Origin of the sequence: Stenotrophomonas maltophilia, from assembly GCF_047497515.2 — a bacterium.
In the GTDB taxonomy this organism is placed as follows: domain Bacteria; phylum Pseudomonadota; class Gammaproteobacteria; order Xanthomonadales; family Xanthomonadaceae; genus Stenotrophomonas.
In genome coordinates, this window is record NZ_JAXAXL020000010.1 from 62843 (window position 1) to 88561 (window position 25719).

Below are 25719 nucleotides of genomic sequence, written 5' to 3' on the forward strand. Positions count from 1 at the left end.
GGCATCATCCGATTCGCGCATGGCCGGGGTGAAACCGCCAACCAGATCGACATGCGCCCCCCGCCTTCAGCCACGCCCCGTGGACCAGCGGCGCGGTCGACATCGTCGCCGTGCAGAGGATGTCGGCCTGCCCTGCCGTCGCCTCCAGATCCTGCACCGCCACTACCTCGGCCGGCAGCCCGGCCAGCGAGGCGGTCAGCGCCTGCGCGGCCTGTGGGCCCCGCGACCACACCGAAATGCGCTGCAGGCCGGGGAACAGGGCGCTGTAGGCACGCGCCAGATGGCCGGCCATCACACCGGCACCCACCACCAGCAGGTGGGTGCTGCCCGGCGCGGCCAGATAGCCGGCGGCCAGCACCGAATCGGAGGCGGTCTTCAGCGCGGTGATGACCCGGCTGTCGACCATCGCCCGCAAGCGGCCGTTGTCCGGCGCGAACACCAGCATCACGCCCTGCGAGGTGGGCAGGCCACGGGCAGGATTGCCGCCGAACAAGGACTCCGCCTTCAGACCGTAGCCCACGCCTTCGATACCGCTGGCACACGAGAACAGATCGCCGTGCTCGCCGTGCAGGTGGATGTCGGCACTGCGCGGCTGGCCCTGGCGGTGGCCCTCGCGCAGCGCGTCCACGGCCTCATGCCAGTCCAGCAGGTCCGAGGGGTGTTCGGCGGTCAGGTAGGCAGGCTGCATGCGTGGGCTCGGCAGAAGACAACGGTGATGGTAGCGCCCCCGCCCCGCACGCTACAGCACGCCCATGGCATCATCGCCGGGTCTGCCCGCATTCTTTCGACATGACCATCAAAGGCAAAGTCACGTCCCTGGACATCGCCCACCTGGCCGGGGTCTCCCAGCCCACAGTGTCGCGTGCCCTGCGCGGCAGGCTCGAGCCCCCCGCGTCTCCCTGTGCAAGGCTACATAATGCGCAGCACCGGCACAGGGTGCGCGAGGTTCAGTTCACCCGACCACCGTTTCGAGTCGCCTGCTGCCTCTGGCCGAAACAGAGGCATCACGCCTTCACCGTTACGATTCTGGACGTTCAATCTTCCTTCCATGCGTTGGAAACCGTCAGGCGAGGGACATAGTAGTAACCGTCATACGCACAGTCAGGCGATGAACACCGATCAACAACAATCTTGACCTCAGTGCCTCGAGGCTGCGGAAAGACCGGTCGCGCCGCACAACCCGACAAGCATGTCCACCATGAGCCGCTACCGGCAAGTGCGTCCAGCGTAAGCACTTCCATACCGGCTTTCTGTAGCACGAGCGCGAACGGATCAACGCGCTGCTGACGCATCCGCGTCTTACGCGCGTGCGCATTTCCGATGAGCACCAGCGCACGGCTATCGCCGGCTTCTGACATAAGATCAACAAGCTTCTGTGCACCCGCTGCATCGATGGGCCTGCGCTCCAGCGCAATTAACTTCACCTGCCCCGAAAGAACCAGCCGCATCTTCATGAACCGAGCGACCATCGCCCTCATGGCCGCACTGTGCCGGCCATCCCCCATCTTGCTCCAGAACTCATCTTCAAGCATCGCCTCGAGCGATTCCGAAGGCTTCTCGAAATACGCGTCGAACGTCTCTGGCAGTTCAAGCCCGATGAATCGACTTTCTTTTCCCTGGCCACTGGCGAAGGCGCAGGCGAGGTCGTGAAAAACAGCAGGAGATTCATTCGTTCCATTCAGATCGCCGACTACCACCACCCTGGACGCTGTCAACATCTCAGCCCCTCGAATCGACGTGCACTGCGAATCCTTGGATTTGTCCGTTGAAGCTCCCGCCGGCAAGGAAGCAAGCAGCATGACAAAGAGCAGTAGAAATTTTGCATTCATCCAGTCATCCCGCATATTCAGTAGTGCGTCCTGTATGACGAGCGCAGCCAATCGACTGGGAGGTCGGAAATCCGACCTCCCCAAAGCTTCTTCAGGAAGACAGCTCAGTCATAGACAAGACAGTCGACGCCGCAGGGGACATGTTCATCCCCGAGGCACATGCTTTCCGTTGTGGCGGGCTCGCAATCCATTCCGTTTCCCGTGGAAATCGAACCACCAGCCGCGAGCTTGAACTCTTCAACAGTCAGGTCGGAGGCAGTTGCGCAACGATGTAAAGCACCTGCCCCAGCTCTCCGCGAGAAGCTCCTGCGGACTTCCAACGATTTCGCGATCCATCACTCAAGCCCCACAGCCGTCCGTTTGGAAACTTGTAAATTCGGACCAGGAGCGCGTCAAGGAAGACGACGGACTACGGAAGGTGAGAGCAATTTGGATCAGACGCTGCAGGCTAGTTTCTAGCTGCTAAGGAGCCCGTAATCTGTTGATCTTGTTACCAACCGCTTGCCACCCCACCATTAATCGCCAGTCCTTCCCGCTCAACGTTGGAGTTAGGCATACCGTCCTTTGAACAGGGAAATTACGACACACAAGACTGTTAGATCCCAGGCGTGACGCCAGGGCGCTTTCCTAATTCATGAGTAGATCCTGAAATGGAACCGCGCGTCGAGCCGTGCGCCCACCAAATTGGGCGCCACTAGCCAGCATTGGAACTGAGATGGAGTCCCTGACTTGTTGAGGGGATCACCTTGCTATGCGCCGGCCAGGGCAGCTCCGGCCCATGGCATCATGGCCGGACACCTTCTATCTATCCCCTTCCGCACCGCCCATGACCATCAAAGGCAAAGCCACGTCCCTGGACATCGCCCACCTGGCCGGGGTTTCCCAGCCCACGGTGTCGCGTGCCCTGCGTGGCAGCCCAATGGTCAACGCCGAGACCCGCGAGCGCATCCTGCGCATCGCCCGCGAGCTGAACTACAAGGTCGACAAGAACGCCTCCAGCCTGCGCCTGCGCAACGCCGGCACCCTGGCCCTGCTGTTCTTCGAAGACCCGACCAACGACGATTCGCTGATCAACCCGTTCTTTCACTCGATGCTGGGCTCGATCACCCGCGCCTGCGCGCTGCACGGGCAGGACCTGCTGGTCTCGTTCCAGCAGCTGTCCACCGACTGGCAGGCCGACTACGAGGACAGCAACAAGGCCGACGGCATCATCCTGCTCGGCTACGGCGACTACCACGAGTCGCGCGACCGCCTGCAGCGGCTGGTCGAACAGGGCACGCACTTCGTGCGCTGGGGCGCCGCGCTGCCCGGCCAGCCTGGCGTGTCGATCGGCAGCGACAACTTCCAGGGCGGGCATGACATCACCACCCACCTGCTGCAGCAGGGTTGCCGCCGCATCGCCTTCCTCGGCCATGCCTCCAGCCATTACCCCGAGTTCCAGGAGCGCTACCGCGGCCATGTGGCGGCACTGCAGGAGCGTAGCCTGACCGCCGAGCCGGCGCTGCAGCACGACGCCATCACCACCGAGGCCTCCGGCCAGCAGGCCTGCCAGGCGCTGCTGGCGCGCGGCGAACCGATCGATGGTATCTGCGCGGCCAGCGACCTGATCGCCATCGGTGCGATGCGCGCCCTGCGCGAGGCGGGGCTGCGGGTGCCGCAGGACGTGGCGGTCACCGGCTTCGACGACATTCCGCTGGCGGCCTCGGTGTCGCCGGCGCTGACCACCGTGCAGCAGGACACCAAACAGGCCGGCCAGCTGCTGGTGGAGCGCCTGCTGGCGCTGATCGGCCGGCAGCCAGTGGACAGCCAGAGCATCCCGGTGAAGCTGGTGGTGCGGGAGTCGTCGCTACGCGGGTAGGCAGCGGAGGGCCACCGCCCCTGCCAACGCGCGATCGCCGGATTCTCCCCCCATGACCAACGGCTGATGCGGACGGGCGTAGATGCGCGGATAACGCGCAGACATGTCCAAGGAAAGGTGTACGTCGCATGCTGAAGATCGATTCGCTGTCCAAGACGTACGCCAACGGCGTGCACGCACTCAACAACGTCAGCCTGGACATTCCGCGCGGCATGTTCGGCCTGCTCGGCCCGAACGGCGCCGGCAAGTCCTCGCTGATGCGCACGCTGTCCACCCTGCAGGAGGCCGACAGTGGCACGGCCACGCTCAGCATCCCCGGCGAAGCGCCGATCGACGTGCTGCACGACAAGGATGCAGTGCGGCGCCGGCTGGGCTATCTGCCGCAGGATTTCGGTGTGTACCCCAAGGTCAGCGCGCTGGACCTGCTGGAACATTTCGCCGTACTGAAGGGCCTGACCCAGCGCGCGCAACGCCGCGAAGTGGTCGATGGGCTGCTGCAACAGGTGAACCTGTGGGATGCACGCAAGCGCAAGCTCGGCACCTATTCCGGCGGCATGCGCCAGCGCTTCGGCATCGCCCAGGCACTGCTGGGCGACCCGCGGCTGGTGATCGTCGATGAACCCACCGCCGGCCTTGACCCGGAGGAGCGCAACCGCTTCCTCAACCTGCTGGCGGCCATTGGCGAGAACGTGGCAGTGATCCTGTCCACCCACATCGTCGAGGACGTCACCGACCTGTGCCCGACCATGGCGATCATGAACAAGGGCCAGGTGCTGCTGACCGGGCGCCCGACCGAGGCAATCGACGCGCTGCAGCACCAGGTCTGGCGCAAGCAGGTGGAGCCGTCGGAGCTGGCCGACCATGAGGCGCGCTACGTGGTGCTGTCCACGCGGCTGGTGGGTGGCCGCCCGGTGATCCACGTGCACAGCGCCAACGATCCCGGCGACGGCTTCGCGGCCGTGGCTCCCGACCTCGAGGATGTGTACTTCCAGCGCCTGCGCCTGCAGGCCCGTGCCCGCGCGGCAGCCTGAGCGGAGCACGCCATGATCTTCAACTTCTTCCGATTCGAGCTGCGCGAGCAGCTGCGTTCTCCGCTGCTGTGGCTGCTGGCCGGGTTGTTCGCCCTGCTCGCCTTCGCCGCCGCGTCCAGCGATGCGGTGCAGATTGGCGGAGGCACCGGCAACGTGCACAGCAATGCGCCGACGGTGATCGCGCAGATGCTGGGCATCTTCACCCTGCTCGGCATGCTGGTCACCGCGCTGTTCGTCAGCAACGCGTTGCTGCGTGACTTCGAACTGGGCACCGCCGAACTGATCTTTGCCAGCCCGGTGAAGCGTCGCGACTATCTGGCCGGGCGCATCGCCGCAGCACTGGCGGCCGGGCTGCTGGTCTATGTGGTGATCGCGTTCGGCCTGTGGCTGGCACCGTTCATGCCCTGGGTCGACCCCGAGCGCATGGGCCCGATCAGCTGGCAGGGCTATGCCTGGACGTTCGCGGTCATCGTCATTCCCAACCTGCTGTTCACCACGGCACTGTTGTCACTGCTGGCGGCGCTGACCCGCTCGATCCTGTGGGTGTACATCGGCCTGGTCGCCTACCTGGTGCTGTACGGTGCCAGCGCCGCCCTGCTGCGCGACATCGACAATACGTGGATCGCGGTGCTGAGCGAGCCGCTGGGCATGCGTGCGCTGAGCCGCACCATCCGCTACTGGTCCACCGCTGAGCGCAACAGCGGCATTCCCGAACTGGCCGGCTACCTGCTGGCCAACCGCGCCCTGTGGCTGGGCGTGGCTGCGGCACTGTTCGCGGCCACGTTTGCCCTGTTCCGCACCGAACGCAGTGGCAGCAGCCGCCGTCGATGGGGCCGCAAGCAGGTGCAGCCAGCGGCCGATGCCGGCGGCGTCCGCCCTGCTCACGCGGTACTGCCGCGCGTAGCACCGGCGTTCAACGCGACCACGGCGTGGCACCAGTTCCTGCGCCAGGTCCGCTTCGATACCCGCGGCGTGCTGCGCAGCGTGCCATTCATCGTGCTGCTGGTGCTGGGCCTGGCCAACTTCCTGCCCAGCGCGCTGTTCCGGCAGACGCTGTACGGCACGTCGATCTGGCCCGTAACCTCGCAGATGATCATGGGCCTGCAGGGTGCTTTCAGCTGGCTGCTGGTGATCATCGTGCTGTTCTTCGCTGGTGAGCTGGTCTGGAAGGAACGCGGCGCGCGCATCAACGAAGTGACCGACGCCATGCCGGTGCCGAACTGGGTACCGCTGCTGGCCAAGTTCACCGCGCTGCTGGCGGTGATCATCTGCTTCCAGGCGGCGGGCGCGCTGGCTGCGATGGGCGTGCAGCTGGCCAAGGGCTACACGCATCTGGAGCCGCTGCTGTACCTGCGCAGCCTGGCCCTGGATTCAGTGGTGTACGTGCTGATGGGCGGCATGGCGCTGGTGCTGCAGGTGCTGACCAACAACAAGTTCGTCGGCTATGCACTGCTGATCGTGGTGATGATCGGCCAGGGCGTGCTGGGCATGCTCGACTACACGCAGAACATCTACAACTTCGGCAGCTGGCCGATCGCCCCCTATTCGGACATGAATGGCTACGGCCACTTCCTCGCCGGACAGTTGGCGTTCCAGGGCTACTGGGCGCTGTTCCTGCTCGCGCTGATGTGCGTGGCCTCCGCCTTCTGGGTGCGGGGTGTCAGCCAGGGGCTGCGCCAGCGCCTGGCCCTGGCCGGCCGACGCCTGCGTGGACCCACCGGCGCCTTCGCCGCGCTGGCGGCGCTGGCGTTCGTCGCCGTGGGCGGCTGGCTGTACTGGAGCACCAACATCCGCAACGAGTTCATCTCGCCTGACCAGCAGCTCGATCTTCAGGCCCGCTATGAGCGTGAGCTGTCGAAGTACCGCAGCCTGCCGCAGCCGCGCATCGTGGCAGTGGACAACCGCGTGGACCTGTTCCCGGAATCGCAGTCGATGGTGATCGACGCGAACTGGACGATCCGCAACCTGCACCCGCACCCCATCCAGGAACTGCATGTCTCGATGGGCGACGACAAGCAGCTGCGGGCGGCCGATCTTGGCGGACAGAAGTTGACCTTCCACGACAAGGAGCTCGGTTACCGCATCTACCGGCTCGACAAGCCGCTGCAACCGGGCGAAACCCGCAGCGTCCATTTCCGGGTGGAGCAGAAACCCAACGGCATCACCGCCGGCCAGGCGCCGAGCAACATCGTCGACAACGGCACGTTCTTCAACAGCCGCGTGCTGCCGTCATTCGGCTACAACGAAGGCGCGGAGATCACCGACCGCAACGAGCGGCGCAAGCGCGATCTGGGCGAGCCGCGGCGCATGCCCAAGCTGGAAGACGAAGCAGCGCGCGCCAACACCTACATCTCCAACGATGCCGACTGGCTGGATTTCCGCACCACGGTCTGTACCGCGCCGGACCAGGTCGCACTGGCGCCGGGCTATCTGAAGCATGAGACCACGGTGAATGGCCGGCGCTGCTTCAGTTACGCCATGGACCGGCCAATGCTGAACTTCTACGCCTACCTGTCGGCACGCTGGGAGGTGCGCAGGGCGACGTACAAGGACATCCCGATCGAGGTCTACTTCGACCCGGCGCACGGCTACAACGTGGACCGGATGATCGAGGCGGTGCAGAAATCGCTGGCCTACTACGAAGCCAATTTCACGCCTTACCAGCACCGCCAGGTACGCATCATCGAGTTCCCGGGCTACGCGCGCTTCGCGCAGTCGTTCGCCAACACCATTCCCTACTCCGAGGCCATCGGCTTCATCGCCGACCTGCGTGATCCGGACAAGGTGGACTACGTGTTCTACGTGACCGCGCACGAGATCGCGCACCAGTGGTGGGCGCACCAGGTGATCGGCGCCAATGTGCAGGGCGCAACAGTGCTCTCCGAATCGTTGTCGCAGTACTCGGCGCTGATGGTGATGGAACAAGAATACGGCCGTCAGCACATGCGCCAGTTCCTCAAGCGCGAGCTGGACGGCTACCTGTCCGGCCGCGGTGGCGAGGCCATCGAGGAACAGCCGCTGGAACGCGTGGAAAACCAGCAGTACATCCACTACCAGAAGGGCTCGCTGGTGTTCTACCGGCTGCGCGAGGAAATCGGCGAGCAGGCCCTGAACCGTGCCCTGAAGCGATTCCTGCAGGACAAGGGTTTCCAGCAGCCTCCGTACACCACCTCACGCGAGTTGCTGGGCTACATACGCGCGGAGACTCCGTCCGACCGCCAACAGCTGGTCACCGACCTGTTCGAGAAGATCAGCTTCTATGACAACCGGGTGATGGCCGCCAACGCGCGCAAGCGCGATGACGGTCGCTACGACGTGACCCTGGACCTGCACGCCGCCAAGCACTATGCCGACGGCAAGGGCCAGGAGAGCGACGGCGCGATGGATGACTGGATCGAGATAGGCGTGTTCGCCAACGGGCCTTCGGGCAAGGAACGCGACCAGAAAGTGCTGTACCTGCAGCGCCACCACATCACCGACGCCACGCCGAAAATCACGGTGACCGTGGACGAGAAGCCGGATGAGGCGGGCTTCGACCCCTACAACAAGCTGATCGACCGGGTGAGCGATGACAACCGGCGCAAGGTGACGATGTGAGGTGAGCGGTGGTGCCGGTCAAATGGCTGGCATCACTGCTGCAGACAGAAACGACATGCCGCGACCAATTGCGTCATCTGAGGACCTGATTGACCAGAGATGCGGGGGCTCCAAAAGGATCCATTTGAAGGCAAGCGATACTCTCCGTGAACCTTCGAGAAGCCGCGATGACATCCAGCCATATCTACTTCGACGCACACGGAATTTCCGCATCACTGAACTGGGCAGCCCAGGTATTGGCCGACTGTGGCCTTGAGCTCGAATTGGAGCTGGGTGAGAACAGTATTCTCATTACGGGCGATGAAGACGTTCGTCTGGGGCTCTCTCTCAACGGCGCGCCCCATGTCCTCCAGGAAGCCATCGAGCTGGCGCATGGCACCGAACACGTACATGCCATGAGCCAGTGCACGGCCAGATTCGAGATCTCAATCAGCGACCTGGATGCGGCGCTGGCTGAGATGAACACGCTGATCGAGGTCCAGCAGACGTTGCTCACCACCGTGGACGGTGTTCTGTGGAACGAGTGGAACGAAGCACTCAGCCGGTGATTTCCGGCTGAGGCCTGGCCTTCGGCCCCAGCAACGCCAGCAACGCCAGCAACGCCAGCAACGCCAGCAGCACATAGACCACGATCGATGCGACGGTACCAAGCACCGCCGGCAACCCGAATGCCCACGCCGGACGGCCCTGCTGGCGCGCCCACTGGCCCAGATGCCAGGCCGCACCCAGGTTGATCAGCCAGGCAATGGCGAACACCGGCCACAGCACCATGCCTACCGCACGCAGCACGGGCATGGACACCAGCGCGACGACGATGGCCGCGATCAGGAAGATCAGCGCGGAGCGGGAATGGCGGGGTGCGAGCGTGTTCATGCGGAAATCCTGCGCACCATCACCAGTACGCGATGACTGCGGTTGTCGGCTTCCTGCAGCGGCTTCCAGCCCAGCCGGGCGTAAAGGCCACCATCCAGCGCTTCGGTCTGCAGGTACAGGTCGGAAACCTCCATTCGCGCCGCCTGCGCCGCCGCCTGTTCCACCAGCGTGCCAGCCAGCCCACGCCCGCGATGACTATCGGCCACGAACACGCTGCCCAGCCAATGTTCGTACTGTGGGAACGCCTGCATTTCCCGGCGCTTGAGCTGGACTGCGCCGACCACCTGACCGTCATCGAACGCGGCGATCAGGTGCGGAAAACCCTCGGCGTCCTGCGCCCGATTGAGCCGTTGCAGCTCCTGTTCCAGCGACAGGCCCGCGTCCTGGCCCCATTGCGCGTGATACCACTGCGCCAGTTGCAGGCGTTCCGGTGCGTCCACTGTCAGCTCTCTGAATTCCACCATTGCCCGCTGTTCCACTCCGCTGCCAGTCCCATCCCCATGCGTTACGACCATGCCCGGATCAGCCCCACCAACCACCGTCATCGTGGCAGCCGCATGTACGCATGGGCGTTCTGCCAGAAGAAGCGCTCTCGGTGCTCCCGCCACTCCTCCTTTTCAAACAGCTTCAGGAACAGATCAAGGTAGCTACGGGCCGAGTTGACCATTGCCTGCATGTGCCAGTCGGAACCATAAGCGACCTTGCTCATGAACCCGTAATCCATCTGCGTATCCCGGGCGCGTCTCAGGTTCCGCTCGAAGTCCGACATGTCCCCGCCAAGCAGGCCTTCCAGATGCCCTATCTCGCAGTACACGTTGGGGTATCGGACACACAGGTCAACCACCTGCCATGCATAGTTGCCCTTCTTCCACTCGACCTCTTCGGCATCCCAGCCAGCCGAAACCGGCCTTTCCCTGGGAGCGCGCTGCCCGCCGGCGTGTCCCAGGCACAATCGCAGTTCTTTGCGGCTGCTCAGCACATCGGCCCAGTATTCCGGGTTCGCGAACGCTCCCTCCTTGCGCGGGGTCTGAAACCCCACCGGGGTGCAATGCGCGAAGATCGGCGTGTCATGCTCCAGGCAGAAGTCGTAGAACTCGTTGATCCGCCGGGCATGGACCGCGTCCCCATGGGGCTTGTAACCCATCGCCGGATAGAACTTGAAACCAATGAATCCATCCTTGAGTGCGGATTCAAGCAACCCTTTCCAGCCGCGCGGATTCGGATCATCGCGGCGCGGATCGAATGCAAAAAACCCATGCAGCTCCGGGAACTTCTTCTGCAGTTTCACCATGTTCCCGGTGCGCTTGGGCAGGTGATAGTTGGCCATTGGCCCGCCCGGGTACGCCAGCTCCATGTCCATCATCAGATGGGCGTACTCCATGGAGGGCAAGGACTCACCGTACGCCACCTGCAAGCGCTGGAAAATCGTTTCCTCTGAACCCAGCAGAGTGAAGAAGAACTCGGCGTAGTTGCCGATCGTACTCGTCGGATCACGCACCACCAGTGCCATGAAACGTTCCAGCGCGCGCTTCACGGTGCTGCGCGCCCAGTCGACCAGACCTGCCGGCGCCATCAATTCCTGCACGAGAGAATCGGTGGACGGCGCGGCGGCGGTGTCGGGCCCACCCGTTGCAGAAATGGCCTGCTCCAGCTCACGGAGAATCGCCATCAGGTCGGAGCCCCGCATGGCGTCTGCTTGCGGTGAGTCGGCGGTCAGCGCGGCCAGACCATCGGCATCCGGCAGCCCCGCCGCAATGCCCACCTGGAACTCATGGCTGGCGACGTTGCAGATCGACGCAATGTAGTCGATCTGTTCGTGCCCGCCATGGTCATGAAGACTATGCAGGTGCAACTGCTGTAGCCGAGAGAACTCCGCCTGCTCGCCCGTTGTTTCCGTCAGCAGGTACAACAGCTTCGCCAGAGGTCGGGCCAAGGGACTTGACCACGCACCCATCGCGCCGGCGATGATGCTTTCCAGCGGCAGATGCCGCGCATTGAACAGATGGGTGTGCAGATCGACGACACGTACGGGCTTATCCTGCGCTGCTGCCATGGCGCTGCTCCTTGCGTCCTGTCGGTCCGCGGACTCTAGCAAACGCCCCGACCCCCGCAAGTGCATGCATCGGACACATTCGTCCGAAAGGACACTCAGCCCTGCGCGAAGTCCTTCAGGATCTCGCCGACGCCGCTGGGTGAGATCTCGAAGCCCAGCGCGGTGCCCGGGTTGATCACCACGCCGTAGCCGCCCGGCACGCGACGCAGCACGTCCAGCATCAGCCAGCGGATCTGGTGCGGAACCTGCTGGCTGTAGATGCCCACCCGCGACGGATCGGTGAACACGGCCACGTGCAGGGTGCCCTGCTTGTCGAACAGCAGCGGGTCGAAGCCGCTGCCGTCGGGGGTGACCAGGCTGCCGGTCAGCAGCACCACCTCGGAGGCGACGAAGGCTTCCATGAAGGCGCGGATCGGCACGGCCCCGTCCATGGCCGCCTTCAGCAGGGTTTCAATCGGGGTCTGCGGGGCGAGGTCGGTCATGGCGGTACGGCAGGGCGTGAGGGGTGGCTATTGTAGAGTCGAGCTTGCTCGACTGCTCGAAAGGCGCGCCAACCAAGGTTGGCACCCACCAGAGCGGTAGGCAGGCGCCAGGAATCCGGGGTTGCCGGCCAGCGGCCGGCACTACCGTCCCAGTCGCTGGTCCCGCGCCTTCTGGTCGGCCATCGCCTTGTCCAGCTCGGCCTGCAACGCCGGCTGCTGCACGGCGGCCTCCAGCACATAGACCTTCACCCCGTGCGCCGGCACTTCCGCCGTCAGCGCGCCATCTACCTTCAGCTCGCCGCCATCCAGCGCATCGCGCCAGCGGCCGGCCTGAACGAAGCGCGTCACGCTGAGGGCCTTGGCCCGGTCACCCTTGTTCAGCAGCACCAGCGCGGTCTGTGCCACGTCACCGTGCTGCAGCACGCGGAAGAACACCGCCTCGTCACCCAGCAACCGCTCGTTCACCTGCAGGCCGCGCTGCAGTGCCGGGGTGGCCTCACGCAGCCTGGCGATGCGCTGCAGCGGCGCGAAGATCGGACTCTGTGGCGCAGCATCCACGCGCGACTGGCCGAAATAGGCGCGGTTGCCGGCGTGCTCGGCGCGGCCACGCATGAAGCCGGTTTCCGAGCCGTAATAGACCACCGGAATGCCACGCGCGGTGAACAGCCAGTTGTGCGCGTCGATGAAGCCGTTGTCGCTGGCCTGCAGGCGCGGCATGTCGTGGTTGTCGTAGAAGGTCATCAGCTCATACGGATTGGCGTAGGGCCCGCCGCTCAGGTGCAGCGGTTCGGCCAACGTTTCAAAGCCCTTGCCGGCGGTGCCGAAGGTCTGCTCCAGCGCGCCACGCAACGGGAAATCGAGCACGCTTACGTTCGCGTTGGCTGGCCAGGTGTGCTCGGCGATGCTGCCCGCGTTGTAGTCGAAGGCTTCGCCAAACATGAACATGCCAGGATGCTCGGCGCGGATGCGCTTGACGAACGCATGCCACCACGGATGCGGCAGCCAGCCGATGGTGTCGATGCGCAGCGCGTCCACGCCCTGCGCGGTCCACTGCAGGTAGGCGCCGACCAGGTAGTCCATTACCGCCGGATTGTCCTGGTTGAAATCGGACAGCTCGGCGAGGTTGCCATCGAAGATCGAACCATCCTTGCTGTCGACCGGACCGATGTTGTTGTAGAACGCGTGCAGCGGGTTGTGCTTCGGATCCAGCTTCTGCGGCGGCAGGTTCTGGTGGTCGGCAATCAGCTTTCCATCCTTGTCGAAGATCTGGCCGAACTGCGGCTGCCGCGTCGGCATGGTCCAGGCCGGCGAGCCGTGGTTGCCGACGATATCCAGCACCACCTTCAAGCCTGCGCCGTGCAGTCCTTTGGTCAACCCTGCGAAGTCCAGGTCCTTGCTGGGGAGGTGCTCATCGAGCTTGTAGAAGTTGATGCCCCAGTAGCCGTGGTAGCCGGTCTTGCCGCGGTCGGTCAGCGTACTGGTGCAGCTGATCGGCTTGCTGCCGGTAAACGCCTCATCCGGGTTGTCGACGATCGGCGTGATCCACACCGCGCCGAAACCAAGATTGCGGATGTACTGCGCATTGTCGAGCACGCCGCGGAAATCACCGCCGAGGTAGCCGATGTTGCCGTCCACCTTGTCCGGGCATGGCACCGGGATATCGAAGGTGCGGTGCGTGCCGCCCTGGTCGCGATGATCGTTGGATGGGTCGCCGTTGACGAAGCGGTCGGTGACCACGAAGTACACCGCATCGCTGGCAAACGGCTCGGTGGTACCCACGTAATCCGGACGCGGCGAGGCCGCCGCATGACCGGCCAGCAACAGCAGGGGAACAGCAACAGACAGCGCACCACGCATCACACTACCTCCGGACGGGATGGAACCCGCAGCACGCACAGGCCGGCGACGAACAGGCTGCAGCCGCCCAGTACCAGCACGTGCATCGGCTGGCCACCCAGCCAGGCGCGCAGGGCAAAGCCGAGCGCGCTGGCCGCCACCAGCTGCGGGATCACGATGAAGAAATTGAAGATGCCCATGTACACGCCCATCTTCGAGGCCGGCACGCTGTCGGACAGCAGCGCATACGGCAGCGACAGGATCGATGCCCAAGCAAAGCCGACGCCGACCATCGACAGCAGCAGCCAGTGCGGATCGCGGATGAACATCAGCGAGACCAGCCCGGCACCGCCCAGCCACAGATTGACCAGGTGGCTCCAGCGCAGGCCGATCATCCGCACCATCGGCGGGATCAGTACCGCAGCCAATGCGGCGAAGCCGTTGTAGGCACCGAACAGCACGCCCACCCAGTTGGCACCGTCGTTGTACGCCGCCGACTGCGGATCGGTCGAACCGAAGTGGGTGCCGGCCACTGCGGCGGTGGTATAGATCCACATCGCAAACAGCGCGAACCACGAGAAGAACTGCACCCACGCCAGGCGACGCATGGTGACCGGCATCGCGCGCAGGTCGCCGACGATGGCCGCCAGCATGTGCGTGCCCGGCAATGCGCGCGCCAGTGCCAGCAGCAGGCCGTAGCCGGCGCACAGGCCAGCCAGCACGTACAGCATCTTGTCGCCCTGGCGCCAGCCGATCAGCAACGCCAGCAGCACGCCTGTTCCCAGCCAAAAGGCCACCTGTCCCCACGGTGCGGGCCCGGTGACTGTGGTGCCGGCATGGTGCGCCGGTGGCTCGGCATCCTCGAAGCCGGCCAGTTCCGCCGGCGAATATTCTCGGGTGCTGACCACTGTCCAGGTGATCGCCGCCAGCAGCACCACCGCGCCGAAGTAGAACGCATAACGCACCGTATCCGGCACCTCGCCAGCGGCAGCAGTGTTGGCTACGCCGAAGTGGGCCAGGATGAACGGTAGGAAGCTGGCGACGATCGCGCCCACGCCGATGAAGAAGCTCTGCATCGCATAGCCGGTGGGGCGCTGGCGTGGCGCAAGCTGGTCACCGACAAAGGCACGGAACGGTTCCATCGACACATTGATCGAGGCATCCAGCACCCACAACGTGCCGGCGGCAATCCACAGCGTTGGAGAATTCGGCATCACCAGCAGCGCCAGCGTAGTCAGTACCGCACCGATCATGAAGAACGGACGGCGGCGACCCCAGCGCGTCCAGGTACGGTCGGACAGGTAGCCGATCACCGGCTGCACCAGCAGGCCGGTCAGCGGCGCGGCGATCCACAGCCCCGGTACCGCGTCCATGTCCGCGCCCAGGGTCTCGAAGATGCGGCTGGCATTGGCATTCTGCAGCGCAAACCCGAACTGGATGCCGAGGAAGCCGAAACACATGTTCCAGATCTGCCAGAACGACAGCTGCGGCTTGGCAGGACGATTCATCGGGCGTCCTCTTCCGTTGCGACCTGGGCCACCTTCAGCGCCTGCACCTGGGCCTGGTTGAGCACGCCCTCGCGCCCCCCTTTGCCCCCGGTGTAGTGCGCGAAGTGCTGCAGCGCGCTCATGTTGAAGCCCTCTTCAAGCGTGACCGTGCACCGGCCCTTGGGCACCGTGAAGGTCGCCGCGGTGGAATCCTGTACGGCCACGCTGTGCGGCAGCGCGACCGTATACCGCTGTTCGGGAATGCCCGGGCACTGCAGCGCCAGCTGCTTCACCGCGGCGGTGACGCCGGTGTTGATCGGCCCGTTCGGATTGGTGTACTGCAGGCGCACACGTACCTGCCCAGCGTTGGCGGCGGTGAACTGCCAGCGCTGCTCGCCCTGCAACAGCTGCTGCGGACCGATGCAGACCGTCGGGCCGTGCAGTGATTCCAATGCGCCCTCGCGCCGGGTCAGACTGAGGCAATGCTGCAGGCCATCATCGCTGATGCGCGCCACGCCGTTGCTGGCGGTGATCGGCTTGCCGTCCTGCCACAGCACGTGATGCGCGGCGACCTGCACGTCCCAGCCCACGCCCTTGCGCAGGGCCTGCGGCGCCACCGGTGTGGCCGGCGCGCGCGCGTTGGCGTCCACCGTCGTGGTCTCAAAACAGGTCGCTGCCGGTGCGTCGATCAGCTGCACCGTCGTGGTAGTGCCGCGCGTGGTGGTTCTGCCGGCCACCAGCAGGCCGTCACCGACGCTCTGCGGACGCTCCAGCACATAACGCCTGCCAGCGGCTTCCAGGCTGATGCTGCGCTGCGTGCCGAACAGCTCCGGCACCAGCACCGCCGGCAGCTTGGGCTGCACGCGGCCATCGTCCTGCACGCCGAATACGCCCTCGATCACCATCGACAGGTACCCCGCCACCGACCACAGCTGGCGCTCGGAGTTGACCACCGGCCCACTGAGAGCACCTTCCTCGACATACACCGCCTGGCTGACCAGCTCGTAGTTCTCCATGTTGGAACCGGCCAGCGCCGCGCCCTGCATCAGCGAACGGATCTCGGCGGCGATGCGCGGTGCATCGTCCAGCTGGCGCGCGGCACGCAGCGAGTAGGCACTGACGAACGGCCAGATCGCGCGGTTGTGGTAGATCGGCTGCTGCGCTTCCTGCGGCCACACCACCGGGCTGCCGGCCGGCCCCATCGGGTACGCCGCCAGCGCACGGCGCGCGCGCTCGGCCGGCAGTACGTCGGCGAGGATGCCGAGCGACAGGCCGAGCAGGTCTACCTTGGCATACGGCACCGGGTGCGCGGCTTCGCCGATGAAGCTCATGTACTGGCCGATATCCTCGCGCCAGAAGCGGGCATCGATCTGCTTTGCCAGCGCATCGGCCCACGCCCTGTAGTCGGACGCACGCGCATCGCCGCGCTGGCCGGCCAACTGCTCTGCCAGGCGCAGCGCCTGGTAGTGCAGCACGTTGGTGGACAGTGCGTACGAATCACCGATGAAGCGCACGTCCTCGCGCGTCCAGTCCGGATAGGTCTGCTCGCGCCAATCGAGGAACGAGGTCTCGCCGCGGTACAGGCCCATCTGCGCGTCGAACACCATCGCACGGTCCTGCGCCAGCGTGCCCTGCAGCGCCTGCCAGACCTGATCGGCGAACGCCGGATCATCCAGCAGGTGGCGCGCGGCCAGGAACCACACCACGCGGTCGCTGCTGATCGGCCAGCTGCCACCCGAACCGGTGTCCTGGGCGACGAACAGCCCCGGCGTATGCCCATCGCGCGCCGCCGACAGCTTGAACTGCAGCGACTGCCGGGTGCGCTGCGGGTCCAGCCGCGCCAGCGCCAGGTCGGCGGCGAAGCTGACATCACGGGTCCACACGTACGGCCAGCGCGCACCGGTCTGGAAGCACTCACACGGCACCGGCCGGCCCTCGTCGAATGCGGGATCGCGGATCGCATCCACGCGATCCTGGTCCATCTCCTGCTGGGCCAGTGCGAACAGTGCATCGAACATCACGCTGCCGGTCTGGCTGCGCATTGGCGGGGATGCGATCTGTACTTTCCCCGTCGGCGCATGCAGCACGAAGCGGCCGTCGGCTGCGGCTTCGGCGCGCGCGTGGCGGCCGTCGAATTGCAGGTCGGCCGCCTGCGCGGTCGATCCCAGCGCTGCCCCCAGGGCAGCGGTCAGGCAAATGATCTTCAGCATCGAAGCGGCGGACCGGCTTGCGCCCGTCGGCCTCCCTCCCTCTCTGCACGCGTTGTAGGTCCGCACCGCAGTTGCCGGCGGGCGGGCGCGGCCCCTCCCTCAAGGAGCCCTGGCCCCATGGTAGACGCGGGGCTGTCGGCTGCGCCCAGCTGCATACGTATTCATGGCGTTGCACGATAGCGCACCCGTCGCACTGGCTTATGGTCCGGGTCTGCCAACGGCGCCTTGGGAGGGGAAATGCCGATGTCACCCACTGCTGTACGCGCGGTGTTCGCGCTCGTGTTCGGCCTGGCGTTGCTGGGAATGGCCGCGCTGGCGCAGGCCGCACCGCAGGTCGTCAGTGTCGAATCGCCCGGCAAGGTGCTCAAGGCCAGCCTGGTGCTGGACGGCGGAACTGCCCGCTACCGCGTCGAACGTTTCGGTGAGACCGTGGTGGAGGATTCCAAACTCGGTTTCGCCCTGCGCGACGGCCGCCTGGACCGTGATTTCACCGTGCTCGGCCAGCAGCGGCGCAGCGTCGATGACAGCTGGGAACAGCCGTGGGGCGAACGCCGGCTCACCCGCAACCACTTCAACGAGCTGACCGTGCAGCTGGCCGAGACCACCGGCAGCAAGCGCCGGCTGGATGTGGTGTTCCGTGTCTACGACGATGGCCTGGGCTTCCGCTACGTGTTCCCCGAACAGCCGAGCCTGCGCGAGGCGATCATCGATGATGAACTGACCGAGTTCGCCATTGCGCCGGAATCGACTGCCTGGTGGATTCCCGCTGGCGAACCGATCCACTACGAATACCTGTACCAGCGCACGCCACTGAATCAGGTGCCGCTGGTGCATACGCCGATGACCCTGCGCAGCCGCGATGGCCTGCACGTGGCGATCCATGAGGCTGCGCTGGTGGACTACGCCGGCATGTGGCTGCGTCGCACCGAAGGCCGGCGCCTGCGCGCGCAGCTTTCGCCGTCGGCCGAAGGCTGGAAGGTACGCCGTGCCCTGCCCTTTGCCACGCCGTGGCGCACGCTGCAGATCGCCGACCGTGCAGGCGGGCTGGTCGAATCGGACCTGATCCTCAACCTCAACGAACCCAATGCGCTGGGTGATGTCAGTTGGGTGAAGCCGGCCAAGTACCTCGGCGTGTGGTGGTCGATGCACCTGGACAACGAGAGCTGGGCGACCGGCCCGAAGCACGCGGCCATCACCGCCAAGACGAAGAAGGTGATCGACTTCGCCGCTGCGCATGGCTTCCGGGGCGTACTGGTGGAAGGCTGGAATCCCGGCTGGGACGGCATGTGGGTGGGCAACGGTTACGACTTCGATTTCACCCGTGCCACGCCCGATTTCGATATCGAGGCCCTGTCGGCATATGGCCTGAAGAAGGGCGTGCACCTGATCGGCCACCATGAAACCGGCTGCGCCATCGAACACTACGAGGATCAGCTGGACGCCGCACTGGACCTGTATGCGCGACTGGGCGTGGACCAGTTCAAGACCGGCTATGTCTGCGACGACGGCCAGGTCGACCGCCGCAATCCGGCCGGCGGCCCACTCTGGCGCGAGTGGCACGACGGCCAGTTCATGGCCCGCCATCACCTGAAGGTGGTGCAGGAGGCGGCGCGCAGGCAGCTGTCGGTGAACCCGCATGAGCCGATCAAGGACACCGGGCTGCGCCGCACCTACCCCAACTGGATCTCGCGCGAAGGCGCGCGTGGCATGGAGTACAACGCCTGGGGCCAGCCGCCGAACCCGCCCGAGCACGAGGTCAACCTGGTGTTCACCCGCATGCTGGCTGGGCCGATGGACTACACCCCCGGCATCCTCAGCCTGAAGGGCCGCCACGGCCAGGCCATTCCCAGCACGCTGGCGCGCCAGCTGGCGCTGTACGTGGTGCTGTACAGCCCGATCCAGATGGCCGCCGACCTGCCCGAGCACTACCTGCAGCACCGCGAGGCGTTCCGTTTCATCGAGGACGTGGCGGTGGACTGGGAACAGAGCCGTGTGCTCGATGGCGAAGTGGGCGACTACGTGACGATCGTGCGCCGCGACCGCAACAGCCGCGACTGGTTCCTCGGTAGCATCACCGATGAACACGGCCGCGTGCTGCCGGTGTCGCTGGGCTTCCTGGAACCGGGCGTACGCTATCGCGCCGAGATCTACCGCGATGGCGACGGCGCTGACTTCCGCAGCAATCCGTTCGCGTTCGCGCGCGAAACCCGCGCGGTCACCAGCGCCGATGCGCTGACACTGGTACTGGCACCGGGCGGTGGCCAGGCCATCCGCTTCACGCCGCTTTGAATGCCCCGGTAGTGCCGGCCGCTGGCCGGCAACCCGATGAACATGATTGCCGGCCAGCGGCCAGCACTACCGCAAGCAGGATCTGAAACCGATTACACCCCTGCAAACACCATTGAATACGTATGCAGGGTGATTCCCGCGAAGAACACGCTGCCTACCATAGCGGCGACGACAGCGGCCACCGCGTCGCACGTCCACGGTCACGCCGGGACGTCCTCGAATCGATCTGCAACATTGCCTGGGAGGGGAAAATGTTGAACCACAAGCGCAGTGCGCTGAGTCTCGCGCTGGCCGTTGTGCTGGCGCCGACGCTGGCGTCGGCACAGTCCACGCAGAGCACCACCACGCCGGCCAGCACCGCCGCCACCAACCTGGACACGGTGCAGGTCACCGGCATCCGCCGCGGCATCGAGAACGCGATCGCGGTCAAGCAGGACGCCACCTCGGTGGTCGAAGCGATCTCCGCCGAAGACATCGGCAAGCTTCCCGACGTCAGCATTGCCGAATCCATCTCACGCCTGCCCGGCCTGGCCGCCCAGCGCGTGGCCGGCCGTGCGCAGGTGATCAGCGTGCGCGGCCTGTCGCCGGACTTCGCCACCACCCTGCTCAATGGCCGTGAAGTGGTCAGCACCGGCGACAACCGCGGCGTCGAGTTCGACCAGTACCCGTCCGAACTGGTCAACGGCGTGACCGTGTACAAGACCCCGGATGCCGCACTGGTCGGCCAGGGGCTGTCGGGTACCATCGACATGCAGACCGCGCGCCCGCTCAGCTTCGGCGAGCGCGTGATCGCGGTCAGCGGCCGCTACCAGAAGAGCTCGCTGGGCCGCGCCGCCAATGTCGATCCGTACGGCAACCGCTTCAGCGCCAGCTATATCGATCAGTTCCTGGACAAGACCCTCGGCATCGCCATCGGCTACGCGCACAGCGACATGCCGATCCAGGAAAACCAGGTCGGCCTGTACGAGCCGTGGACCACCGAGCACACCGACAAGGGCGAGCGTCGCGGAATCGCGCCAGGCACCTACTTCACCGATGGCATCAAGGCGCTGCGCCGTACCGGCAACAACAAGCGTGACGGTGTGATGGCGACGATCCAGTTCCGCCCGAACAACAGCTGGACCAGCACCTTTGATGCGTTCCACACCGAAGCCGAGCAGATCGACACTGCCAATCAGTTCGAGCTGAGCCTCAGCGGCAACGGCGAAGACGGCAACAATCCCAACGCGATCCTCCCGGTGTTCAGCAATGTCGGCCGCAATGCCGATGGCAGCTTCACCGGCGGCACGATCAGCAATGCGTACCCGCTGGTGCGCGGCATGTACAACAAGCGCAAGGACAAGATCGATGCGTTCGGCTGGAACAACGAGTTCAACGTCGGTGGCGTGAAGCTCGTCGCCGACCTGAACTACTCCAAGGCGACCCGCCGTGAGATCAACCTGGAAAACAACCTGCAGCTGGTGCCGCGCCCGCAGTTCGACACGATCGGCCTGGTAGTGAACAACAACAGCTTCTCGCAGATCACGCCGGGGCGCGACTACTCCAATCCGGACAGCCTGTTCCTGACCAACACGATCTATGGTTCCGGCTACGGCAAGGTGCCGGAGGTGGAAGATCGCTTGAAGGGCGCCAAGCTGGCAGCGACGCTACCGGTTCCCGAGGCCATGTCCAGCTGGTTCTCCGATGTGGACGTGGGCGTGAACTATGCCGACCGTCGCAAGCAGAAGGCCCAGGCCGAAGGCAACATCCTGCTTGGCGCTCAAGGCGAATCCACCATCGCCCCGGACCTGCAGTACCGTCCGGTGGACCTGAGCTTCGCCGGCCTCGGCTATATCCCGTCGTGGAACGTGCCGGCAGCCGTGGGTCGCTACATGACCTTCAACCCGGTCGACAACCTGGACTACCTGATTCCCAAGTCGTGGACGGTGCAGGAGAAGATCACCACTGCCTGGGCACGCCTGAACATCAACACCGACATCGGCGTGGTCGGCGTGCGTGGCAACATTGGCGTGCAGATGCAGCACACTGACCAGAGTTCGGATTCGCGCTACTGGGACAGCTCGCAGCGGGCGGGCAGCAACATCCAGCCCTTCTCTGCCGGCAAGACCTACAAGGATTGGCTGCCGAGCTTGAACCTGGTGTTCATGTTCCCGCACCAGCAGACGCTGCGCTTCGCCGCCGCCAAGCAGGTTGCGCGCCCGCGCGTGGACCAGATGCGTGCCGGCCTGGAGTTCGGTGTGGATACCAACAACGGCCGACCCGGTGGCAGCGGCGGTAATCCGCTGCTGGACCCGTGGCGTGCTACCGCGCTGGACCTGTCCTATGAGAAGTATTTCGGCGAGAAGGCCTACGTGGCCGCGGCGATCTTCTACAAGGACCTGAAGAGCTACGTCTACACCCAGTCGGTGGATAACTACGACTTCAGTGGGTTGCTGGGCAACTACGTGCCGCCACCGGGCATGACCGCGCCGGTACAGACCGTCGGTACATTCTCGACCCCGCAGAACGGCAAGGGCGGTACGTTGAAGGGCCTGGAACTGACCGCGTCGTTCCCGCTGGACATGCTGACCGACAGCCTGCGCGGTTTCGGCGTGCAGGCCAGCGCGACGTTCAACAAGAGCGACATCACCATTCTGGATCCGGAGAGTGCGTCCAGCGTGGGCACCGATCCGATCAGCCTGCCGGGCCTGTCCAAGCGCGTGTACAACTTCACCGCCTACTACGAGCGCAGCGGCTTTGAAGCACGCGTCAGCCAGCGCCGCCGTTCGGACTTCATCGGTGAGATCGGCAACTTCAACGGCAACCGCACCCTGCGCTACGTGGTGGGCGAGAACGTGACCGATGCGCAGGTGAGCTATACCTTCAGCGACAGCAGCGCCCTGCGTGGCCTGACCCTGCTGCTGCAAGGAAGCAACCTGACCAACGAGCCGTACCGCACCTACGCCGGCAGCAAGGACCGCCCGCTGGAGTACATCGAGTGGGGCCGCACCTACATGCTGGGCGTGAACTACAAGTTCTGACCTGGCCAAAGTAGTGCCGGCCGCTGGCCGGCAACACAAGGGGAGCAGGACCGGAAACCCGCTGCGCAGGCAGCGGGTTCTCTTTTTGCGCCGATGCCAGCGAGGGGTCTGCAAGGCCCATCCACGCATGGCGTGGATCTACCGAAGAGGCGTCTCGGCCTTCGCACGGTACGGGATCATCGAGTCGGTAGATCCACGCCATGCGTGGATTCACTTGCCGGGAGATGATGAGATCAGAAGCGCGCAGCTGATCGCGATGACCATCATCAGCAACAACAGGATGCGCCCACTGAATCGGCCAAGAGCATGACCGACGTGATTGAGCACAACGGAAATGATCTGGCCCAGCAGTTCCCACATGGCAGAACCGGTCCCTGCTCAGAACTCACCCGATGCCAATTCGATGAACGAACGCTGGCGACTGGCGGCGGTGATGACGCAGGAGCGATAGACCCGATGCCCGGAGACACCCGTGACATAAGCAACGATCTGGACTGACATCTGGGCGACATAGGACCAGCCAGGCACCCAGCCCAGCGGCTTCGGCACGAGGCTGAAAGCAGCAGAGCAGTCCATGATGTGTTTGGCTGCCTCACCGAGAACGTGCCCCACCTCGGTGTTCATGTTCCAACCTGATGCCAGTTGGGCAGACCAGATCGCGGCTGCCACCGACCGCATGGCGGCCTGCTCTTCCACGCCCGGCAATGCCAGGACCGATGCAGGGGCGCGCTCTTCCAACGGACTGTCGCTGGAACGCGAATGACCAGGAGGCAGCTCAAATCGCTTCGCCCAGATCAGCAGCACGCGCTGTTGAAGTTCACCGGAGGTCGAGAAGTACCGCACCGCTCGGTCTTCAGCGTTGTAGTACGCCGCGTGCAGGGTGCCATCGGGGTAGACCACGACCGCCGCAGCATGATGCCCGGGGAACCCCAACCGCCACCCATCAAGCAGCAACCCTCCCTCTTTCAGCGGCACCGGTACCGCCGACTCATCGAAATTGCGCCGGAACGCGCCGTATTCCGGTCCGAGCAACTGCTTCAGGCCAGGCACCACATCAGAGCCCTCAAAGGCATCCTCCAGCGCAGGGCCCACGGTCAGGATGGGCGTGGCGCAGACAGGGTGGGCGACAGACAGCGCCACAGCCAGCGCCAACAGGCGCAACAGGGAAGTGAAGATACGCATCGGAGTTCCGCAGTGCTGGGAGGGCCATCAGTGTTTCCGCACGCCCTGCCCGGCACCATTCCATAAGTGGGAAAGTGGGCGCCAATGCCTACCCACAAAAAAGGGACGGGGCGCTTCGGCCCCGTCCCCGCAAGTACCGCCACCGGAGAAAACGGTCAGCTGCGTCGGGCGCAATACACCGCACGCGGCGGCAGCTGGAGTTCATTGCCCTGCACCGTGCCCGCATCCGGGCCCGGCACCGCCACCTGCTGCCAGTGGCCCGGCGGCAGCGGATGGCTCACCGCCTCGGCCGACAGGTTGAAGGCCAGCAGGAGGGTTTCATCTGCAAGCATACGCTCGAACAGCAGCACTGGCTCGGCGCTTTCGATGAATCGGATGCTGCCGTGCAGAAGGGCCGGCTGGGTACGCCGCCAGGCCAGGAAGGCCCGGAACGCCGCCAGCACCGAGTGCGGATCACGCTCCTGCACCGCTACCGCCGCGGCCCGGTGCTCGGCCGGGATCGGCAGCCAGGGCTTGCCGGAAGTGAAGCCGGCCAGCGGGGCGTCGGTCCACGGCAGCGGGGTACGGCAGCCATCACGGCCCTTGAAGTTGGGCCAGAAGGTGATGCCGTAGGGGTCCTGCAGGTCCTCGAAGGCGACCTCGGCCTCGGCCAGGCCCAGCTCCTCGCCCTGGTACAGGCAGACCGAGCCACGCAGCGAGCACAGCATCGCCACCAGCATCCGCGCAAGGCGTGGGTCGGCCGGGTGGCCGCCCCAGCGGCTGACCGCCCGTTCCACGTCGTGATTCGAAACCGCCCAGCACGGCCAGCCTTCGGTCATCACCGCTTCCAGCCGCGAGACCGTGTCGCGGATGTAGGCCGCGCTGTAGTCGTCCACCAGCAGCTCGAAGCTGTAGCCCATGTGCAGGCGACCCTCGCGGGTGTACTCGGCAGTGGTCGCCAGCGAATCTTCCGAGGATATCTCGCCGAGGCTGACCGCCCCCGGATACTGATCCAGCAGCGCGCGCAGGCGCTCCAGGAACGGCAGGTTCTCCGGCTGGGTATTGTTGTAGTAGTGGTATTGGTAGGCGTACGGGTTGTCCGGGCTGAAGCCGCGGCCCACCCGCTTGTCGGCGGGCTTGGGCGGGTTGTCGCGCAGCTGCGCATCGTGGAAGCAGAAGTTGATCGCATCCAGGCGGAAGCCATCCACGCCGCGATCCAGCCAGAAGCGCACGTTGTCCAGGGTGGCCTGCTGCACTTCCGGGTGATGGAAGTTCAGGTCCGGCTGGTCGACCAGGAAGTTGTGCAGGTAGTACTGCTCACGGCGCGGCTCCCACTGCCAGGCGCCGCCGCCGAACAGCGACAGCCAGTTGTTGGGCGGCGTGCCGTCCTCGCGCGGGTCGGCCCAGACGTACCAGTCCGCCTTCGGGTTGCTGCGGTCCTGGCGGCTCTCGCGGAACCAGGCGTGCTCGATCGAGGTGTGGCTCAGCACCTGGTCGATCATCACCTTCAAGCCCAGGCCATGGGCCTTGGCCAGCAGGCGATCGAAGTCGTCCAGGCGGCCGAACAGCGGATCGACGTCGCGGTAGTCGGCGATGTCATAGCCGAAATCGGCCATCGGCGACTTGAAGAACGGCGAGATCCAGATCGCGTCCACGCCCAGCGTGGCGATGTGGTCCAGGCGCTCGATGATGCCCGGCAGGTCGCCGACCCCATCGCCGTTGGCGTCGAGGTAGCTGCGCGGGTAGATCTGGTAGATGACGGCTCCGCGCCACCATGGATAGTGCGACATCGACAGCCCCCCTCCGGGCATGCGTGACCCGCCGGAAGCGGGCCGAAATCCTGTTCCGGCAAGCTTAGCGGTGGCCTTGCGGGCATGGCGCAGCCTGCATACGTATTCACGCAGGCAGCCGGCCGGACCCGGGCGAAGGTGCCGCCCGTCGCGGTTTGCGCCCGAATTCACGGGCAGCGCCTATAATCGGCGGTGAGCCTGAA

Annotated in this window: 18 protein-coding genes and 1 pseudogene; 7 read left to right on the forward strand and 12 right to left on the reverse strand. The window is 65.1% G+C overall.

Features of this window, described 5'->3' with window-relative positions; all coding sequences use genetic code 11:
• Positions 1–4: 4 nt before the first annotated feature.
• On the reverse strand, positions 5–688 hold the full coding sequence (locus ACMZPQ_RS14320) for an ornithine cyclodeaminase family protein (protein ID WP_197581172.1): 684 nt from the start codon (positions 686–688) through the stop codon (positions 5–7).
• 101 nt (positions 689–789) lie between these two features.
• Between ACMZPQ_RS14320 and ACMZPQ_RS14325 the strand changes: the two are divergent.
• A pseudogene (locus ACMZPQ_RS14325) lies at positions 790–876 on the forward strand (LacI family DNA-binding transcriptional regulator); the annotation flags it as partial.
• A 158-nt stretch (positions 877–1034) separates the two neighbouring features.
• Here the strand turns inward: ACMZPQ_RS14325 and ACMZPQ_RS14330 are convergent.
• Positions 1035–1829 (reverse strand): TraB/GumN family protein, encoded by a 795-nt coding sequence (locus tag ACMZPQ_RS14330; RefSeq protein ID WP_197581175.1) that lies wholly within the window; start codon positions 1827–1829, stop codon positions 1035–1037.
• Positions 1830–2655: 826 nt separating this feature from the next.
• On the opposite strand from ACMZPQ_RS14330, the gene ACMZPQ_RS14335 reads away from it, so the two are divergent.
• The 4 genes from ACMZPQ_RS14335 to ACMZPQ_RS14350 all read left to right on the forward strand — a co-directional run bounded on the left by ACMZPQ_RS14335 (position 2656) and on the right by ACMZPQ_RS14350 (position 8863).
• Entirely contained in the window at positions 2656–3687 is a 1032-nt protein-coding gene (locus ACMZPQ_RS14335) for a substrate-binding domain-containing protein (RefSeq protein ID WP_197581178.1), read from the forward strand.
• Positions 3688–3815: 128 nt separating this feature from the next.
• The gene (locus ACMZPQ_RS14340) at positions 3816–4718 is read left to right on the forward strand and encodes an ABC transporter ATP-binding protein (RefSeq protein WP_197581180.1); all 903 of its coding nucleotides are present in this window, start codon (positions 3816–3818) and stop codon (positions 4716–4718) included.
• Between the two features lie 12 nt (positions 4719–4730).
• Positions 4731–8315, forward strand: a complete 3585-nt coding sequence (locus ACMZPQ_RS14345; protein WP_197581183.1) for a M1 family aminopeptidase — start codon at positions 4731–4733, stop codon at positions 8313–8315.
• 146 nt (positions 8316–8461) lie between these two features.
• Positions 8462–8863 (forward strand): hypothetical protein, encoded by a 402-nt coding sequence (locus ACMZPQ_RS14350; protein WP_312644933.1) that lies wholly within the window; start codon positions 8462–8464, stop codon positions 8861–8863.
• Here the strand turns inward: ACMZPQ_RS14350 and ACMZPQ_RS14355 are convergent.
• The 7 genes from ACMZPQ_RS14355 to ACMZPQ_RS14385 all read right to left on the reverse strand — a co-directional run bounded on the left by ACMZPQ_RS14355 (position 8853) and on the right by ACMZPQ_RS14385 (position 17256).
• Positions 8853–9188, reverse strand: a complete 336-nt coding sequence (locus ACMZPQ_RS14355; RefSeq protein WP_414486092.1) for a hypothetical protein — start codon at positions 9186–9188, stop codon at positions 8853–8855. The two genes, ACMZPQ_RS14350 and ACMZPQ_RS14355, sit on opposite strands and share 11 nt — an antisense overlap.
• Entirely contained in the window at positions 9185–9649 is a 465-nt protein-coding gene (locus ACMZPQ_RS14360) for a GNAT family N-acetyltransferase (RefSeq protein WP_197581212.1), read from the reverse strand. The genes ACMZPQ_RS14355 and ACMZPQ_RS14360 overlap by 4 nt, the downstream gene beginning before the upstream one ends.
• A gap of 80 nt (positions 9650–9729) precedes the next feature.
• Entirely contained in the window at positions 9730–11241 is a 1512-nt protein-coding gene (locus ACMZPQ_RS14365) for an amidohydrolase family protein (RefSeq protein ID WP_188488239.1), read from the reverse strand.
• Between the two features lie 95 nt (positions 11242–11336).
• Entirely contained in the window at positions 11337–11723 is a 387-nt protein-coding gene (locus ACMZPQ_RS14370; protein ID WP_197581189.1) for an SseB family protein, read from the reverse strand.
• A gap of 141 nt (positions 11724–11864) precedes the next feature.
• Positions 11865–13580 carry an alpha-amylase family glycosyl hydrolase gene (locus ACMZPQ_RS14375; protein WP_197581192.1) on the reverse strand — a complete coding sequence of 572 codons (1716 nt, stop codon included), beginning with the start codon at positions 13578–13580 and terminating at the stop codon, positions 11865–11867.
• On the reverse strand, positions 13580–15067 hold the full coding sequence (locus ACMZPQ_RS14380) for an MFS transporter (protein WP_197581194.1): 1488 nt from the start codon (positions 15065–15067) through the stop codon (positions 13580–13582). Before ACMZPQ_RS14380 ends, ACMZPQ_RS14375 begins: the two co-directional genes overlap by 1 nt.
• Positions 15064–17256 (reverse strand): glucosidase family protein, encoded by a 2193-nt coding sequence (locus ACMZPQ_RS14385; protein ID WP_197581197.1) that lies wholly within the window; start codon positions 17254–17256, stop codon positions 15064–15066. The genes ACMZPQ_RS14380 and ACMZPQ_RS14385 overlap by 4 nt, the downstream gene beginning before the upstream one ends.
• A 237-nt stretch (positions 17257–17493) precedes the next feature.
• Here ACMZPQ_RS14385 and ACMZPQ_RS14390 point away from each other — a divergent pair, with 237 nt between their 5' ends.
• Together ACMZPQ_RS14390 and ACMZPQ_RS14395 are read left to right on the forward strand one after the other, a co-directional pair.
• On the forward strand, positions 17494–19545 hold the full coding sequence (locus tag ACMZPQ_RS14390) for a glycoside hydrolase family 97 N-terminal domain-containing protein (RefSeq protein ID WP_197581200.1): 2052 nt from the start codon (positions 17494–17496) through the stop codon (positions 19543–19545).
• Positions 19546–19796: 251 nt separating this feature from the next.
• Positions 19797–22565 carry a TonB-dependent receptor gene (locus ACMZPQ_RS14395; RefSeq protein WP_197584446.1) on the forward strand — a complete coding sequence of 923 codons (2769 nt, stop codon included), beginning with the start codon at positions 19797–19799 and terminating at the stop codon, positions 22563–22565.
• A gap of 210 nt (positions 22566–22775) precedes the next feature.
• Here the strand turns inward: ACMZPQ_RS14395 and ACMZPQ_RS14400 are convergent, their stop codons facing one another.
• The 3 genes from ACMZPQ_RS14400 to ACMZPQ_RS14410 form a co-directional block, all read right to left on the reverse strand.
• A complete protein-coding gene (locus ACMZPQ_RS14400) occupies positions 22776–22925 on the reverse strand; it encodes a hypothetical protein (RefSeq protein WP_197584356.1) in 150 nt (49 codons plus the stop codon).
• Positions 22926–22943: 18 nt separating this feature from the next.
• Entirely contained in the window at positions 22944–23747 is an 804-nt protein-coding gene (locus ACMZPQ_RS14405) for a hypothetical protein (RefSeq protein WP_312644902.1), read from the reverse strand.
• A gap of 155 nt (positions 23748–23902) precedes the next feature.
• Positions 23903–25516, reverse strand: coding sequence for an alpha-amylase family glycosyl hydrolase (locus tag ACMZPQ_RS14410; RefSeq protein WP_197584353.1), 1614 nt, complete (start codon positions 25514–25516; stop codon positions 23903–23905).
• Between the last annotated feature and the right edge of the window lie 203 nt (positions 25517–25719).